This is a genomic window from uncultured Vibrio sp. (assembly GCF_947488985.1).
GTDB lineage: Bacteria > Pseudomonadota > Gammaproteobacteria > Enterobacterales > Vibrionaceae > Vibrio.
This window is the reverse complement of record NZ_CANLBV010000013.1, coordinates 15,664-32,203: the sequence shown is the minus strand read 5'-3', so window position 1 is coordinate 32,203 and position 16,540 is coordinate 15,664. Positions and strand designations below refer to the sequence as shown.

Annotated in this window: 17 protein-coding genes and 1 pseudogene; 1 reads left to right on the top strand and 17 read right to left on the bottom strand. The window is 47.2% G+C overall.

The features are described 5' to 3' along the window. Nucleotides 1-5: 5 nt before the first annotated feature. From Q1A70_RS04820 to Q1A70_RS04740, 17 genes and pseudogenes are all read right to left on the bottom strand, one after another. Complete coding sequence (locus Q1A70_RS04820; protein ID WP_299685736.1) at nt 6-452, bottom strand: MSHA biogenesis protein MshP; 447 nt, start codon at nt 450-452, stop codon at nt 6-8. Beyond that, complete coding sequence (locus tag Q1A70_RS04815) at nt 442-1,182, bottom strand: prepilin-type N-terminal cleavage/methylation domain-containing protein (protein ID WP_299685739.1); 741 nt, start codon at nt 1,180-1,182, stop codon at nt 442-444. Before Q1A70_RS04815 ends, Q1A70_RS04820 begins: the two co-directional genes overlap by 11 nt. Then, nucleotides 1,179-1,550, bottom strand: a complete 372-nt coding sequence (locus Q1A70_RS04810; RefSeq protein ID WP_299685743.1) for a type II secretion system protein — start codon at nt 1,548-1,550, stop codon at nt 1,179-1,181. The genes Q1A70_RS04815 and Q1A70_RS04810 overlap by 4 nt, the downstream gene beginning before the upstream one ends. Next, entirely contained in the window at nt 1,547-2,044 is a 498-nt protein-coding gene (locus Q1A70_RS04805) for a type II secretion system protein (RefSeq protein WP_299685746.1), read from the bottom strand. Before Q1A70_RS04805 ends, Q1A70_RS04810 begins: the two co-directional genes overlap by 4 nt. Before the next feature lie 129 nt (nt 2,045-2,173). Beyond that, entirely contained in the window at nt 2,174-2,638 is a 465-nt protein-coding gene (locus Q1A70_RS04800) for a prepilin-type N-terminal cleavage/methylation domain-containing protein (protein WP_299685749.1), read from the bottom strand. A 34-nt stretch (nt 2,639-2,672) separates the two neighbouring features. Further along, nucleotides 2,673-3,248, bottom strand: a complete 576-nt coding sequence (locus Q1A70_RS04795) for a prepilin-type N-terminal cleavage/methylation domain-containing protein (protein WP_299685752.1) — start codon at nt 3,246-3,248, stop codon at nt 2,673-2,675. 79 nt (nt 3,249-3,327) lie between these two features. After that, a pseudogene (locus tag Q1A70_RS04790) lies at nt 3,328-3,540 on the bottom strand (MSHA biogenesis protein MshF); the annotation flags it as partial. 89 nt (nt 3,541-3,629) lie between these two features. Next, nucleotides 3,630-4,853 (bottom strand): type II secretion system F family protein, encoded by a 1,224-nt coding sequence (locus Q1A70_RS04785; protein ID WP_299685755.1) that lies wholly within the window; start codon nt 4,851-4,853, stop codon nt 3,630-3,632. A gap of 12 nt (nt 4,854-4,865) precedes the next feature. Further along, a complete protein-coding gene (locus tag Q1A70_RS04780; RefSeq protein WP_299685758.1) occupies nt 4,866-6,590 on the bottom strand; it encodes a GspE/PulE family protein in 1,725 nt (574 codons plus the stop codon). After that, nucleotides 6,580-7,770: an MSHA biogenesis protein MshN gene (locus tag Q1A70_RS04775; RefSeq protein WP_299685761.1), complete on the bottom strand. Its 1,191-nt coding sequence runs from the start codon at nt 7,768-7,770 to the stop codon at nt 6,580-6,582. The genes Q1A70_RS04780 and Q1A70_RS04775 overlap by 11 nt, the downstream gene beginning before the upstream one ends. After that, complete coding sequence (locus Q1A70_RS04770; RefSeq protein ID WP_299685764.1) at nt 7,767-8,612, bottom strand: AAA family ATPase; 846 nt, start codon at nt 8,610-8,612, stop codon at nt 7,767-7,769. Before Q1A70_RS04770 ends, Q1A70_RS04775 begins: the two co-directional genes overlap by 4 nt. Before the next feature lie 53 nt (nt 8,613-8,665). Further along, the gene (mshL, locus tag Q1A70_RS04765) at nt 8,666-10,288 is read right to left on the bottom strand and encodes a pilus (MSHA type) biogenesis protein MshL (protein WP_299685767.1); all 1,623 of its coding nucleotides are present in this window, start codon (nt 10,286-10,288) and stop codon (nt 8,666-8,668) included. A 15-nt stretch (nt 10,289-10,303) separates the two neighbouring features. Then, nucleotides 10,304-10,639, bottom strand: coding sequence for an MSHA biogenesis protein MshK (locus tag Q1A70_RS04760; protein WP_299685770.1), 336 nt, complete (start codon nt 10,637-10,639; stop codon nt 10,304-10,306). Then, complete coding sequence (gene pilO, locus Q1A70_RS04755; protein ID WP_299685773.1) at nt 10,632-11,279, bottom strand: type 4a pilus biogenesis protein PilO; 648 nt, start codon at nt 11,277-11,279, stop codon at nt 10,632-10,634. Before pilO ends, Q1A70_RS04760 begins: the two co-directional genes overlap by 8 nt. Beyond that, the gene (locus Q1A70_RS04750) at nt 11,279-12,817 is read right to left on the bottom strand and encodes an MSHA biogenesis protein MshI (protein ID WP_299685776.1); all 1,539 of its coding nucleotides are present in this window, start codon (nt 12,815-12,817) and stop codon (nt 11,279-11,281) included. The genes pilO and Q1A70_RS04750 overlap by 1 nt, the downstream gene beginning before the upstream one ends. 2 nt (nt 12,818-12,819) lie before the next feature. After that, nucleotides 12,820-14,844: an RNase E specificity factor CsrD gene (csrD, locus tag Q1A70_RS04745; protein WP_299685779.1), complete on the bottom strand. Its 2,025-nt coding sequence runs from the start codon at nt 14,842-14,844 to the stop codon at nt 12,820-12,822. A gap of 160 nt (nt 14,845-15,004) precedes the next feature. Next, nucleotides 15,005-15,565 carry a single-stranded DNA-binding protein gene (locus tag Q1A70_RS04740; RefSeq protein ID WP_299685782.1) on the bottom strand — a complete coding sequence of 187 codons (561 nt, stop codon included), beginning with the start codon at nt 15,563-15,565 and terminating at the stop codon, nt 15,005-15,007. Nucleotides 15,566-15,843: 278 nt separating this feature from the next. On the opposite strand from Q1A70_RS04740, the gene Q1A70_RS04735 reads away from it, so the two are divergent. Next, the gene (locus Q1A70_RS04735) at nt 15,844-16,491 is read left to right on the top strand and encodes a LuxR C-terminal-related transcriptional regulator (RefSeq protein ID WP_299685785.1); all 648 of its coding nucleotides are present in this window, start codon (nt 15,844-15,846) and stop codon (nt 16,489-16,491) included. Nucleotides 16,492-16,540 lie beyond the last annotated feature (49 nt).

The window sequence follows — 16,540 nt, the reverse complement described above, 5'->3', positions numbered from 1 at the left end:
CGTATTTACTCCTTCACCCACACTTCTTGATTACGTTGCACTTGGTTAACCTCTGAACCACAGACTACCGATGACTCTAAAACATAAAAAAACACCCCCTCTAACTCCCCCCGACTTGAGCATTGCAACTGATGAAGTGAGCAGCTCATCGCAGCCTGGTCTACCATAGAGCTGGCAACCGTATAAATACTGCCGCCGACATTGAGTTGATTGCCGTTACACACAGCAGCAACCTCTGAAGGTAACTGTGGATCGGGGTAAAACTGGGTCAACACATACTCATTGACGGAATGGCTGAGTAACCAAGCTTGCGTGCCAAGGAGGGTTCGAGTGTTGGAATCATTATCAGACCAGCTGGTTCGACTTAGGCTGGTCGCCAAAAAACCAAGCACCACAATGACAAAAATGACGATGATCAGCGCGCTGCCGTTTTGGGATGAGTTACGGGACATTGATCACCTGTATATCTTGCTCAAACAGCGTCGATTCGTTATTTTCGGCAAACTCCAACACCACCTCAACCAAACCGTTGCTTTGTACGGTCGCCGGTTGATAACTCAGATCACTGTTTTCAACCACGATACGATCACTGATCGTCATGCCATTTCGCGTCAAAAAGTGGTTGGCAGCCAAGCAGTATTCGACCAGATTATTTTTATCAAATACGTAATGGCGGTTACTTACCGAGCCGCCAATCAGGCTCACTGCGCCACTGGGGATAGTGAAAAAATCTTGTGTCGACAGCGAGGTGACATCTGTCAAAGCAAACACATTATTAACCCCGCCACTGGTCTCTGAATCCAACCTCAACGGCGTCTGTGGCTGGGTCGGATTAATCACCAAAGACAGCGCCTGTAGCGATGCACTGGTTGCCCCTGTATCACTGACCAGAAAATTAATATCACTGCCCGACACACTATAAAAACCAGAATCGACAATAGGATAGAAAGACACACAACCACTGCTGACTGCTGATGGGAAGATATTTGGCACGGCATGTCGCACCTCACGCGAGAGCTTCTCCAGAACAAAGCGCGCTTCTGTTTGCAATCGAAAGCGCTCAACCGAACCAAAATAGCCGCGAATGCCCAGCTCAGTAAAATTAGCCACACCGAGCAGCACAATGCTGGATACCACGATGGCTAAAATCATCTCTATTAAGGTAAAGCCTTTGTCCCTCATTGGTAGTCCCCCTTATAGGCGACCAAGGTAATCGGCGGGTTGTTACTGGCGGTGATGGTCAGGGTAATTTTTTGCATGGATTGGCTTGGTGTGGCATTACTCACCGCTAAATCAACGTCAAAGTTACGATAACTGTCACCCAGCTCTATCGGGGTGCCCGAGCTTACTGTGCCAAAATCACGCGCCAACAGGTCCGTCATGATGCTCTGGCCCAGTGCTGAGGCGCGGTTGGAGTAATTCACTTGCCCAGAAAGCGCCGATTGTGGTGCCAAGAAGGTCGAAAAGGTGAGCATCGCAAAGCCAAGCAGCACGATCACAATGATCGATTCCATCAGCGTGAAGCCACTCGCGTACGTGTGTTTGTTCATGGGCACACCTGATTGCTAGGGTAAATAAAACCTTGCGAATTAACACAAACCCAAGCGCTGTCTGAGCTGCTATTCGATGAAATAGTTATTTGAATGCCAGCCGAGGCGCTGTTTTCGGGGTTGCCTAACAGGCTAAATTCGATCGGTGAGTCCGAGCTCGATAGGGGCACAGAGGAGAAGCTGAAGTCATCGCTCTCAATCACATCACTTCGGGTTTGGCTAAGGTTGTCACAGGCCGATTGGGATCCAAGGCAGCTGTCCGAGGCAACTAAGCGTAAGCGTTCCGCTCCCGATAGCGACATATCCATATTCGATTGCATTCGATTCAGTTGCACCTGACGGATAACCGAGGTCGCCTGTTGTTGCAGGGCATACAATTCATAGCCTTGTCGACCACCAAAACGGCTGATCGCGGTGGCGGCAATAATGGCAAGCAACAGGATCACTACAATTAATTCCACTAAGGTGAAACCGCTGTTTGACTTTCGATCCATAGAAGCCCTAAGTGATTAATTTGTCTGTGTAGATTATAAGTTAGGAAATAAAACGTGAAGATTGAAGAATTGTTTAAAGCTCAAATAGGTTGAGAAGGCTGGTAAGAATACCAGCCTTACTAAAGGTTATTAACAACCGTCACCATATGTAATAAAAGCAGTTGCCGCAGAAGCTGCTGTTGGACCAGTTGCCTGGTTATAAGTTACAACACAAGTTACATCTGTAGCATTAAACCCAAAACTAATACTATCTGCTAATGCGCCTGAAACCGTACCAGTAACTTGTGTCCAGTCTGTACCTAAGCCAGTTACAGCTGCAACAATACCTGCAGACGTTGCTGCTGGGTAACCAAATGCGGTAGCAATGCCTTCAACAGCCACCCCTGATGAGACAGACTCTTCGCCTTCAATAGCTGACTTACCGTAAACAATACCCGCAGCTCCATCAATTGCGCCTTTTAAACCTTGTAACGATGAAGCTCGAGCATCATCTTGCAGGTTTAGGAAACGTGGCGCTGCGGTTACCGCAAGAATACCCAGAATTACAATTACAACCACTAATTCAATTAGGGTGAAACCGCCTTGTTTTTTCATCGTTAAGTTCCCTCTATGTTTCATTTACGCAGACTTACTGCAAAGTTACGGTCACACGACCTGTTTTAATTTCGTAAACAAATTGGTGCTCGGTATTACCTTCTAACTGAATGTAAGTACAGGTTGAATCACCAGAATTTGCTTGCGCTGAATATTTATAATTTGAGTCGCTATCAACATCATCAACAGGCCCCACTTTCGGTGGATTCTGCAATAAGTTTTCCATCAACTCAGAACAGGCTTGGTCTGAAATATCGCCAGGTGCCGCTGAAGAATCGTTATTCAGCGCCCATGGATAGCCGTCTCGAAAGTCGGTATCGACATTGTTACTATCCCTTGATCTTGTTAACCAAAAATCAACACCATCGTAGTTTACAGTATTGTATGTTTCAGCACCAATCTTCTCTGAAGGTCTTGCTTCGGCTTCCCATTGGGCCCTGGCCGATAAAACAGCGGTGGCAAAACCACCCGCTACACCCTCAATACTGGATTTTTTAGCCTCATCGGTCACATCTAAGAAGCGTGGTAAAGCGGCAACCGCCAATAAACCAACCACAACAATCACAACGACCAACTCGACAAGGGAGAAACCCTTTTGATTTTTAAGCATTTTATATCTCACCACCTAACTATTATCGCGCATTATACCTGCGCATAAGTAGAAAACCATACCAACAGCGCCAATATTTTCACAAAGCCAAAATATTGGCATTTACGCTAAATGTTTTCTTATTTAGTAATATATCTACCTGATAGTTATCACTATAATGATAACGGCAGTGAAATTTTATGTTATCACTTTTATTTTCAACACTGGGTGAATTCAGCCCAAAAATGTGACTTTGGGGATACCATTGTTGTAGCCAATGGTGGTCGTTTCGCTCAGTTCCTTCAATCGGCAGGCTGCGTCCACACCATCAGAAAACAGTCAGCGCACAATCAGCGCACTCCAAATAGCAAAACGTGAGCCTTGCTGGCTGTCTAGCATTGGCTAGCCTTTTATTGCATCCAGCATTCCCCACATTGGGAGGAAGATCCCCAGCGCTAAGATCAGCACCATACCCGCCACAATGGTTAACAGGATCGGTTCGATTCTAGCGGTTAAGGTTTTGAGATCATAATCCACTTCTCGATCATAAAAATCGGACACTTCGAGCAACAGCTCATCAATACGTCCCGTCTCTTCACCCACTGAGATCATCTGTATCACCAATGGTGTAAAAATTTCACTGTTGATCGCGGTGGAAGAGACAGTACTGCCGGCCTCAATCGCCGATTTCATCGCCTGAATACGCAGTTCGAGAAAGCGATTATCCAACGCTTCTGCCGATAGCGACAGTGACCGATTGAGCGGTACACCCGCTTTCAGCATCAAAGCAAAGGTGCGAGAAAAGCGTGACAACAAGGCTCGATTCACAACGCCACCGATGATCGGTATTTTTAGACGCAACCTGTCCCACTTCTCCAGACCCTTATCGGTTTTAACCCACGCCTTAAAAGCGAAAATAAGCCCAAAGATCACGCCAAGCATTAAGCCCCAATAATTAACAAAAAAATCCGACATACCAATCAAGATCCGAGTCGGCAGCGGCAGGTCAACGCCAAAGCGCGCGAACATCGTCGAGAACTGAGGGATAACCTTGACGTTGAGGATAAACATCGAGATCAAAATAAAACTGATCACAAAGGTTGGGTAACGCATCGCAGTTTTGATCCGCTTACGAGTCTCGACCTCTTGTTCATAATACCCAGCCAATTGCAGTAAGGCCTGATCTAAGCGACCCGTATTTTCGCCAACACTGACCATAGAGACAAATAGCGAGCTGAACACCTTGGGGTGCATCTGCATCGACGCCGCCAACGCGCGACCATTGGTTAGCTCTGCCACCACCTCTTCCAAAGCGGCCTTTAACTGCTTATTTTCGCAGTTCTGCGTCAGGCCTTTCATCGACCTCAGCAACGGCACCCCGGCCTTGGTCAAGCTGTATAATTGTCGGCAAAACAGCACCAGCACCTCAAGAGGGACGCTGGGAGAAAACAGGCTCGTAAGATCCATATCCAATACGGATCCACCGTTTTTACCCTGCTTAATCGACGTTGGAATAATGCCCTTGCTCATCAAGCTATCAGCAGCAAGGTCTTCACTATTCGCCTCCAACTGGCCAGTCACTTGGCTGCCATCGGAACTACGACCTACATAACGATAGGTTGGCATATCACGCTACCCTTAAAGATAAATCGGATCGGTTGCACCGGAAGCATCGCCCTCACCAAGGTGCATGACCTCATCGAGACTCACCACACCTTGCAGCGCAAGCTCCATTGCAGAAGCCAGTAGTGGCTTATAGTTATTGGCTTTTCTTGCGGTTTGAGCAAAGCCAACCGCGTCATTGGATCGCAAGGCATCCATCATATCTTGGTCGAGCTCTAGCATCTCAAACACACCAATACGCCCACGATAGCCGGTTAAGTTACAGTTCTGACAACCTCGTCCTTTTACAAATGGCGCGCCGACCTGATTGGGAAAGCGCCCACTCAGCCACTGTTTACGCGCTTGATCGAGTTCATCATCTACCTGACAGTCACTGCACACTTTACGCACCAAACGCTGTGCAACCACGGCTCGAACGGCACTTGCCACCAAGTAGCCCGGCGCTCCCATGTCCATCATCCGCAGCGCACTGTCGACGGCGTCATTGGTATGGAGGGTGCTTAAGACTAAGTGACCCGTTAGTGCGGCTCTTAAACCAATTTCCACCGTTTCTTGGTCTCGCATCTCACCAATCAAGATGATATCGGGATCCTGACGCAGGAAGGTTCGAAGAATCGTCGAGAAGTCGAGATTGATCTTCGGGTTAACCTGCACCTGATTAACACGCGGAAGGCGGTATTCGACCGGGTCTTCTGCGGTAATGATCTTTTTACCCGGCTCATTCAGCTCACTCAATGCACCGTATAATGTGGTAGTTTTACCCGAGCCTGTCGGACCCGTTACCAAGATCATCCCATGTGGGCGGCGCAACTGCTGGCGAAGGCGCACCAACAGATCACTAGGTATCCCTGACTCTTCAAGTTTACGTAGCCCTGCCGACTGGTTTAGCAGACGCATCACCACCGACTCACCATGTTGTACTGGCATGGTCGACATACGAATGTCGACCGACTGTCCTTTGGCGCGAATATTAAAGCGGCCATCCTGAGGCAGACGCTTCTCTGAAATATCAAGGTTAGCCATCAGCTTCAAACGCAATACCAGTGCCGGAGCGATATTCACTTCATTAAGCAAGGTTTCATGGAGCACACCATCAATACGCTGACGAAGGCGCAGCAAATTTGCATCCGGTTCAATATGAATATCCGAAGCACCGACTTGAATTGCATCTTCAAACAGCGAGTTAATCAGCTTCACCACCGTCACTTCATCACTGTCTTCTGCGGCAATATCGAAATCAAAGGCTTCATGAACTTGGTGCTCAGCACCCAGCTGCTCGGCAAAAGAGGCAATCTCTTTGGTTCTTCGATAGTAGCGGTCAAAACCTTCAACCAACTGCCTTTCAGGCGCTACCACGAACTCTAAAACGTAATCACCCAATTGCCCCAACAGTGACTCTTGAGCGAACAGATCGGCAGGATCGCTCATCGCAATGCGCAGCGTATCGCCTTGACGCCCGATCACTAATGCCCGAAGGCGACGAGCGTGCACTTCAGGCAGAAGTGGCACCGCATCGATATCAACATTAGCTCGGCTAAGGTCGATAAGAGGAATAGCCAACTGCTGCGATAAGAAGGTTAGCATCTGCTGCTCAGATAAGAAGCCCAGCTCGATCAGGGCATCACCCAGTTTACGACCCGAACTTTTCTGCGCAACCAGCGCTTGTTCGACTTGCGCTTCGGTGATGATGCCCTCTTCGACAAGCAAATCACCGAGCCTTTTTCTTAATCTAATTTGCATCACCACTCTCCTCTAACGCCTTGAGTATTTTTAATCGGTCACGGACAAAATTTTGTGATTGAGATGAGATCCCGACCCGAGTTAGCGCCCCTTGGTATGATGTTTTTGCCGCCGTAAAGTCCAACTGACGCTCTTGTTGAATCGCAAGACCTAACCACCAGCGAGCATTTTCTGAATCTACTTCGACCAGCTTTTGATAGCTCTCTAAGGCAATCTCTTGATGCTGTGATTTTTGACTGAGCGCTGCACGCATCGCTAAATAACCTTGAGTCGGATTAGGTGGCAGGTGAATTAACGGGCTTAACGCCGCTTCTTCCTGCTTGGCTTTAACCAGCAGTTTGGATAAGCCTAAGCGCAGCTTTTCACTGTTGGTATTGAGTTTTATCCCCGACTGAAACAGCTCGTAAGCTTTACGGGTATCACCCTTACCAAAATAGAGCAGCGCCAGTTTTTGACGAGCCTCTTCATCTCTTGGGGTGTAACGCAAAGCTTCGATATAGCCTTTCAGAGCCCCATTAAGATCGTTGGCATCCAGCGCCTTCTGCGCTCGAGCTTGTGCATTAGCCGACAGTTGCTCAGCCGTTAACTCAACATGCTCAATCAGCATTCCGCTCTCTTCCGAGCCTTGTGTATCGTCAGAGCTCGATGTTGGGCGGCTTTTCGCCACGCTTGCAATCAAGATAGGTTTGGGGACCGACTGAGGCTGGGCCACGTGCTCAGGGGGCGATACTGTCTGAGGTGTGGTTACCTGAGATGCTGTTACCTGAGAAGTCGCCGCTTGAGCAGGGTTCGGTGTTTGCTTATTCGATACAGGCACTGCCTCAACTTGAGCGCTTGCGACTTGCTCAAGAGGGTTTGCAGGGAGGTTTGCTGCAAGGTTCACTGAATCTGACGACACCAATTTCTTGGTTGGTGATACCAAGGGTTGAGTCACAGCCGTCTCACTGAAATCATTCGGGCTATCAACGACCAAGACCTCAATGTCTCGGGTTGAGATCGAGTTATCAACCACTGGACCTTGTGATATCGCCCATCCGCCCATCGCCAAACTGAGGGTAAAGCCAGCGGCGATCCACACTAGCGGCGAGCGTGTTTTGACTTTCGGTACCACAGCAGCTTCAACTGACGTGGTTGATTCTTTCTTTGCCAATTCAGACAAGGCGTTATTAATCACGCTCATAATAAATTCCAGCCCCACAGTATTGGCGTTTTAAATTTAGGTTTAGATACATCGTATGTGTCATGCATGGCTGAAAACAGATGTTGATTGTCGACGCTTCGCTTATCTTCACTGAACGAAAGTAACAGCGCCTTGTGACAGATTTGATTGATCAATCTTGGGATCCCTAACGAAGAGCGGAAAATCGCCTTTTTTTGGTTCAAACTGAACAGCTCTGGGCTGCCACCAGATTTCGACAGCCGGCTATCAATATACGCCGCCGTTTCATCGAGAGTCAGCGGCCTTAGCGTTGAATTAAAGGTGATCCTCTGACGAAACTGCCGAAGATGATAAGCCTCTAATCGAGCATCTAATTCAGGCTGTCCCAGTAACACGATTTGCAGGAGTTTTTTGTCTTCCGTTTCCAGATTGCCAAACAGCCGCAATGTTTCGAGCGCTTCATCCGATAGCGCTTGCGCCTCATCAAGAATCGCGATCACCCTTAAACCAGAGGTGTGCAATTCAATTAATTTATGTTGGATGCGATCAACTAAGGTCGCTGGGTTGTCGATAGTCAAACCCAGCTCTTTCGCCACTGCTTGGCGTAACTCAGCACCAGAAAGTACCGGATTGGGCAGGTAGATTAAGGCCGTACAGTCGTTGAGGTGATTCACCAGCATTCGACAAACCATGGTCTTCCCGGTGCCTACTTCTCCGCTGACCTTAATCAGCCCCTCGCCCATCTCTAACGCCGATATAACGGTCTGAATCGCTTCAAAGTGAGGCGCTAAACCATAAAAGAAATCGGTGTTTGGCGTGAGGGAGAATGGCAGCTGTTCAAAACCAAAGTGAGCTTGATACATACGGCAACCTAGCTTAGTGAGACACTGCCAATCTGGATTGAGAAAATGACCCGTTATTTTTCATCGGGAAACCACTGCTGGATCAGATCTCGAGAACGCTCTAACTCTGTTTGCCAAGTGTTCACACCAACAATGGTTGGTTTTAATAAAATCACCAGCTCGGTTTTTTGCGTCAGTTGAGTGGTATTACGGAACAAGTGGCCCAATGCGGGAATGTCACCAAAGAATGGGACTTTAGAAGTCACATCCGTGGTATTGGATTTCATCAAGCCGCCAATCACGACCACATCGCCATCTTGAGCACGAATCACTGAATCCGATTCACGAATCGAGCTTTTTGCTAAAGGAAGAGACACGAGACCTGTCGTTGAACCCAAATTCAGCTCTTTCACCTCTTCATCAACTTCAATAACTGCAGGGTGTACATGTAAGAACACGCTGCCTTTATCATCAATTTGTGGGGTGACATCCAAAGAAATACCCGAGAAGAATGGGGTTAGCTCAACCTCAGGGGCAACGTTGGCGTTATCACCACTGCCAACGGCACTGGATAAATCCGTCACGAAGTACTCATCCGTACCGACTTTAATCACGGCCTTTTGGTTATTCGCCGCGGTCACTCTTGGACTAGAAAGTACGTTAAGATCACCTTGCGTGTCCATAAAGCTCAGAACGGCCTCGAAACTGCCATCCGAAATAGTGACATTGGTTTGCCCACCGAGCAGTGAACCGATCGCATCTAGCGGCGGCAAGGTACTGAGCGGACGGTCAATAACCACCCCACCACTGCCTATCGATTTGGATAAATTCGACCAACTGATGCCCTGTTGATAGCCATCACTGAGCGTCACTTCCATGATCTTAGCTTCCAAGATCACCTGACGTTGTAAACGCTTCTGAGAAATACCTAAGAACTCGCGAACTTCACGAATCTCATCCGGGTAAGCACGTACCGTAATCACACTGGCCTGCGGGGTCACCACCACACTTTGTCCATCGCCACTGCCAATAAGGTGTGCTACCGCGGCCTCAAGTTGCGGCCAAAAATCGCTTTCAGAGGTGGTCTCAATCTCAGTCCCCCCACTTGATGTCGAATCTGATGAGCTTGAAGAGTTAGATGAACTTGACGAATTCGAGCTTGAAGAATTGGAGTCTGAGTTGGTGATCGTCCCGTTGGTGATGGTCGTCAATGAGCGACCAGAACGCTTCACTTGTAGATAATCCACAGGGATCGTCACCGTTCGCAGGCCCGCAGGGTAAACCTGAATCACTTTGCCACGCTTTTCAATATCGTAGCCATACATATCTTGAGCAACCGCCAGCACTTCGTCTAACGTAACATCGGTCAGGTTTAGGGTAAGCTGACCAGCCACGCTTGGGTGAATCGCCGCACTGTACTCGGTGCCTTTCACTAAGCTCGCAAAAAAGGTTCTCGCTTCGACATCTTTGGCCTGAATACGAAAACGCTTAACCGTTTCCACTCCTGACGCCATATCCTCAGCATTGAACTGCGGCATCAGGTCATCTTGTACCGACGAAGGGAGTTCATGCAGCGCTTTGCTGTTGGATTCATTAATCGATTCGTTTAAAGACTCTTTGATCTCAACCGGGTCTCGATGTCCCATCGAACAGCCGACTAAAGATGACACTAGAATTGCTACTACAAGTTTACGCATGTCTTATCTCAAACCTTAATTTTTCTTAATATCTAAAGAGAACATCTCTAACTTCCAATGTTGAGAGCTTCTCTGCAGAGTGACGTACTCTGGATTAATGTTCTTAACTCGATAGCCTTTGATCGCTTCTCCTTGTTCAAGGACGTGACCGTTCATGATGGCATAGCAAGGTGCATCGCCTTTACACACAATGCTTTCCAATGAAGGCAAGCGATAACGAGTTGGTGCCTGTTTGGTTGGCGCTGCTTTTTGTTGCGGCGTTTGCCAACCAAGCGGTGCAGTTGGATCTTGCGCAGCCCAAGCGATTTGGCTACTACTGACAACTAAGGACAACAATATCGTTCTAACCACCGATAAACTCCTGTCTGGTACCTAGCGTGTAGACCTCAAACACCAACCGAGCTTTAGGGTACTCTTCAACCGTATATTCAAAGGTGCGCCAGTAATAGCTTACTGGTAGAGACTCGAGTGCTTGAAGGTAATTTGAGATATCAAAATAGCTGCCCGTTAATTCCATTCTCACAGGGTGGAGAAAGTAGCCGGAATACTCACTGGTCTCTTTATTCTTTGAGATCGATTCAGGCTTTAGTGACTCAAGAGATTCAAGCTTGAGCCCACTGCCTGCGCTCAGAACGCTTTCCAACAATTGCGACATTTGAGAAGGTGAAATTAAGCCATCAACAATCTCAGCCAATTCCAGTGAAAGATCTTGGCTCTCCACCAGCAGCCTGTTTAACTCGAGATCAATCTCTTGGTCTGGATCTTTGTTTAACTTCGCCTGTAGAAGCAGTTGCTCACCCTGCAGCCTCTGATTCGACTGAGTGAGGCTCATCGTCTGAGCTTTTTTCGCCTGTAAATCGAGATACACAGGCTCAACCAGTAACGTGAAGATCAGCATGGTAAAACCAACTAAACCAGATATCAGGATCAGCCACTTTTCTCGCTGACTTAATGCAAGAAACTTATCGCTAAACTGTTTCCACTGCTGCATTATTTGCTCTCCCTACGGGTACTTAACTCAAACGTCACCACATCTTGTTCATTACGACCTATTTTGAGCTGCTCAAAGGTACGTCCGACCAGATTAAGTTCACCTTTAAACTGACCAATCCAGTTGGGGACGACATTCGCATTACGAGCGAGACCACTCAGATCTAACGTATTGTGATTCATGTAGATATGCGAAAGAGAGATGTCATTGCGACCTAATTTAGCCAGAGAATTCATCACGCCTGAATAGCCAATTTGTTGCGATTGATCGTATTGTCCAACCGCCTTCAGTGCCTCTTTTTTTGCCTGAGTTTCCCGCTTAAGACGCGCTACCGCTGCCACTTTTTCCGGAGACGGTTTATGCTTGACTAGCTGGCTATTCAACTGCTTCACTTGCTGATTAAGCTGATTCGACTCTTGCTGCAGCGCGGCTAATGCTTGACCTAAATTAGCCGCTTGATAGTGCATCACAAAGTAGTAGCCCAGCAGCAAGACACTGATAAGCCCCCAACTTGCGACAACATTGGTCAGGGTAAAATACTCTTTTTGAGGCTTTAGGTGTTCTGGGTAAAGGTTAACCTTAAACGCGTCTTTTTCAGCCGCTAGCTTAGTCAACAGGCTTTCCGAGCTTGGTCGCTGCCCTGCGACTGACAGATCTTCAGCTACCTTACTTTCAACTCGCTCTCCCTCAACCCGCTGACTCTCAGCTAACGGTCTCTCAACTCGCTCCGTCTCAACTAACAGAGAGACGCTCGAGCTCAGGGTGTTGTTTAACGCACTTTGTAGTTCTGCTTCATCTTCTTCATCACAACAGATTTTCAGCTGATGGAGCTGAGTACCTTTGATTTGAGAAGAGAGATAATCAATGGCACGTTGCAACTCTAAAGCAAGGCCGTCTAACTGCAACGCACTGGATGCTACTCCAGTTAAAGGCGGGACGACGCTACGAATCGTTCTTTGAAAACACAGGGTATGGTCAACAAATGCGCCTAGTTTAAAGTGTGAGTTGGCGCTTCTCTGCAACAGCAAAAAATTCGAGAGTTCACCGGCACTGTCACCCCAAACTTCATCTTCAGGGGCGATCCCTTTAAGCTCAACTTGCGCTGATGCCGCGACAGTAACCAGCTTATCTAACAGTTTTGTCGGTAACACATACACTTGTAACTTATTTGAGGTAGGCAACGCGACCGCACTCGCGGTGATATCTGTGACCCTTTCCGTCACCAGGTCTTTGAGTAAGAAAGGCAGTGCAACCGACCATTCACTCTCTGGGAGCTCGGGCTTATCAATCTGATAGGTTTGGTAGTAACTGGCACAAACAATCAATTGCAGGCTGTGGCTGGTAAACGCTTCGCTCTGCAGCGATTGTTTGAGTGCGCTTTCCCAATCCCCATTGACCAGTGGAATACGGGTGATGTGCAGGTCTTTATCTTTATCTGTCGATGAAACATAAACAGTGTCATTGCCCAGCAGGACCACTTGCGAACAGCCTTTGCTATTTGCGGGCTTCAGCTTGTCTAACATCGCTTTAAAATTCATGCTTAACTACTACTCTTACGCCATCGGTTTCTTCGACCCACTTTTACTACGGATTCTGTGTTCACGGTTTTTACTGCATTTTCTGCTCGATTGGGCTCAGGGATCATCTGTTTCTCTGCATCGAAATATCGACCTTGATAACCATTAATGCCGAGCTCTATCAAGGTATTCTTCTCTTGTTTGGTCTCGACCCCAACCGCGATCACTTGCGTGGCAGCGTCACCGCACGCGCCTATTAAACTGCGAACAAACAGTTGGTTCTCATGCCTCTGATCGATTTTCTTAATAAGGCTTCGATGCAGCTTAAGATAATCGACCTTTAAGTCTTTGATGTAGTGAGTGCTGACAATCGTTCGTCCAGACTGACCCACAATCACTTTACAGCCTAAGCCCCGCAACATTTTCACTACAGGTCTCATATAATCAAGATGGGCAATGAGGTGCCCCTCTGAAAACTCAAAAGCGAGCTGAGAACGGTGCTGATGAGAGAGCTGTAATAACTCATATCTGAACCACTTCAAATACGATTTGTTGGCAAATGGGGTGACATTGAGATTCACCGAATAGTTTGCGGTGCTGGTTGATTTTTTCAACGTCGCCAACAAAACTTGCAAAACGGATTGATCCATTTGAGCCTGATAGCCAATTTGCTCTACCGCAGGCATAAAGCGCGAGGCTTTTAACAAACCTTTGTCAGGATCATGAATTCTAGTGAATACTTCCCTATGCAATTCATTGGCTTGACCAATCTCTGACACAAGATAACACCGCTGAACAAATATTACTAAATTATCTGGTAGCAGTGCTTTATCAAGCAATGTTCGCCAACGAACGCTGCCTCGATCACTCTCATTGTTATTTAATTTAGGGTAACGGCTCCAGTTATTAATGCGCTCCAGTTGAGCGCTTTTTAAAGCGGTTTCCGTCTCATTCATGATCTGGCTATGACGCTCACCCTCTATGTACATGGTCACACCAATATGACACCAATTGTCAGATGCTAAAGGCTCGGGTGGGGTGAGCTTATCGAGCTGCCTTAAACATTGCGCCGCCAAAGTCGCGACTTCCTTTGCGCCTTGATGAGGAATAAATACCGCAAAGTCCGCTTCATAGTAGCGAGAAAAAATTACATCCGGGTAACGCTGAACAATATTCGACAGCACCTCACCCACTTCAATAATAAAGCCGTCGGCGGTTGGCTTATCATTGGCATCACGCACCTGCTCCCATTCATCGATACGTATTAGTAAGATCCCACCTCGGGCGCCACTTTCTTGCAGTGCGGATTCGAGCTTATTATCAAACAGCACACGATTGGCGGTACCAGTGAGTTTATCAAGGAAGGTATGAGTACGAATAAAGGTGTCGAAGCGACTGCGCTCTTGGCGAGCATCTTGCAGCTCTTCAATCAGCACATCAAGGGCTTCACTGGCGGTATAGGGCCACTCTCGCTCATCCCCTTTGGCATGCGCTTCGACCTGACCAGCGAGCAACATCCGGCCTCGCTCCTCGAGCATTTCTGACCCCATTAACTGCTCTTTCAACCAGTGAACACCACGAACGAGACAAAAGATGATCAAAGCGACCGCCAAAGTTATCGACCACATCGCTTCCATTGAATAGCTATAACCAATGTACGGAGGCAGGGCTTTGAATTCGATTCGATAGCCTTCATTGCGCTCTAAGGAAAAGCTTTTTTCATAAAGAAGGTTGGGATCAATTTGCGGGGAGGTATCTTTGAAGCGATAAACGATGCCAGTCGTGTTTGAGAACTTCATCTCAACAATATTACTCGCCTGTAGCATCTTTGGCATCCAACGCTGCATCGAGTATGCCGCGTCTGGGTCTTCCATCTCTTTATCGACAACCTCGACAATACCCACCAAGTAATGGTCTAAATACTCTTGCCCGATACGCTTAAACGAAAGCGTGGCACCAATAAACAGAATGAACATCGCACTGATAACGATCACAGTGACAAATGCCACCAATCGAGTACTCAACTTGAGTGTGGGGGTATATCTCATGAATAACGAAATCCTTTTCAACTCACATTATACCGTACTGCTACTTATACTATATTTTGCGGTTGTAAATAAAGCGTTAACACTTTTAGGTAACAAAAAGCCGCGACGAACGCGGCTTTTTCCAATTTAATGCTGTTTCTACGACAGATGAAAAACAGGATTAGAACGGGATGTCATCATCAAAGTCCATTGGCGGCTCATTGTATTGAGGTTGAGCCTGCTGGGGTGCTTGTTGAGGAGCTTGCTGCTGTTGAGCAGGTGCGCTGTATTGCTGCTGTTGTGGTTGCTGCTGTTGCGGCTGCTGAGGTTGACCCCAACCACCTTGCTGTTGGTTACCCATACCACCTTGAGCAGGAGCACCACCTTGAGCGCGACCGCCTAGCATTTGCATAACACCATTGAAGCCTTGAACAACCACTTCAGTGGTGTAGCGATCTTGACCGCTTTGATCTTGCCATTTACGCGTTTGAAGTTGACCTTCAATGTAAACTTGAGAACCTTTACGTAGGTATTCGCCTGCAACTTCTGCCAGCTTGCCAAACAGAGCAACACGGTGCCATTCTGTTTTTTCGCGCTGTTCGCCCGTTGCTTTATCACGCCATGACTCTGACGTTGCAATGGTAATGTTCGCTACTGCACTGCCATTAGGCATGTAACGAATTTCAGGGTCATTACCTAGGTTACCCACTAATATAACTTTGTTAATTCCACGGCTAGCCATGATTTGCTCCGTCTAAATTCATAGTCTCAGAAAAATTTTAGCGCATAAGAATAGCATGCTTTTCTGCTGCGATAAATCGCTTCCTATTTTCACGCCACCACGAACAATAAAAGTGTAATAAATCATGATATTTAGAGCGATGTTGCTTTTTTCGCCACTTATAAACCACTCATTTACTTTCTAGATTGATACTCAACGCAATTCACAATTAAGCCACTAGAGAAGCGTTACCGTGCATGACAACGTGGAATCTCATCGGTCTTACACAAGGAATTTCAATGGGAACCTCTCGACACGCTCGTACTTTGCACTTTATTTGCTTCGACCCAAGCGACAACTACTTACACATAAATGAGATAGAAAAGCACCTATCGATTAACCTCCACAAGATGACGCCAGACGATTTGATGCTATTCGATAGAAAACAAAACAATCGCATCTTGCTTGTTGACTACAAAGAGGTGCCACAACTGCTCACGCGACACCTTAACCTACACGTAATGTGGAAAAATCATGAAATCATTTTATTCAATGTCCCCCAGCCACTGCCAACCTCAGAACTCCTGGGTTATGGCGTACTGAAAGGGCTGTTTTATCAGACTGTAGCCAAAGACAAAATCGCCCACGGCCTGCAGCAAATCGTTGATGGCGAAAATTGGTTACCAAGAAAAGTCACCAATCAACTGCTGTTCTATTACCGAAATATAGTCAACATCAACACCACCCCGACCAATGTTGATTTAACCATTAGGGAGCTCCAAGTGATCCGCTGCCTTCAATCAGGTTCGTCAAACATTCAAATCGCCGACGATTTGTTTATTAGTGAGTTCACCGTCAAATCTCATCTCTATCAGATATTTCGCAAATTGGCGGTCAAAAATAGAGTTCAAGCTATCGCATGGGCAAACCAGAACCTGCTTGCATAACGGAACAGCCTCTTAAGTGAGTGATAATCTTGAGTGAATCACAGGGAAA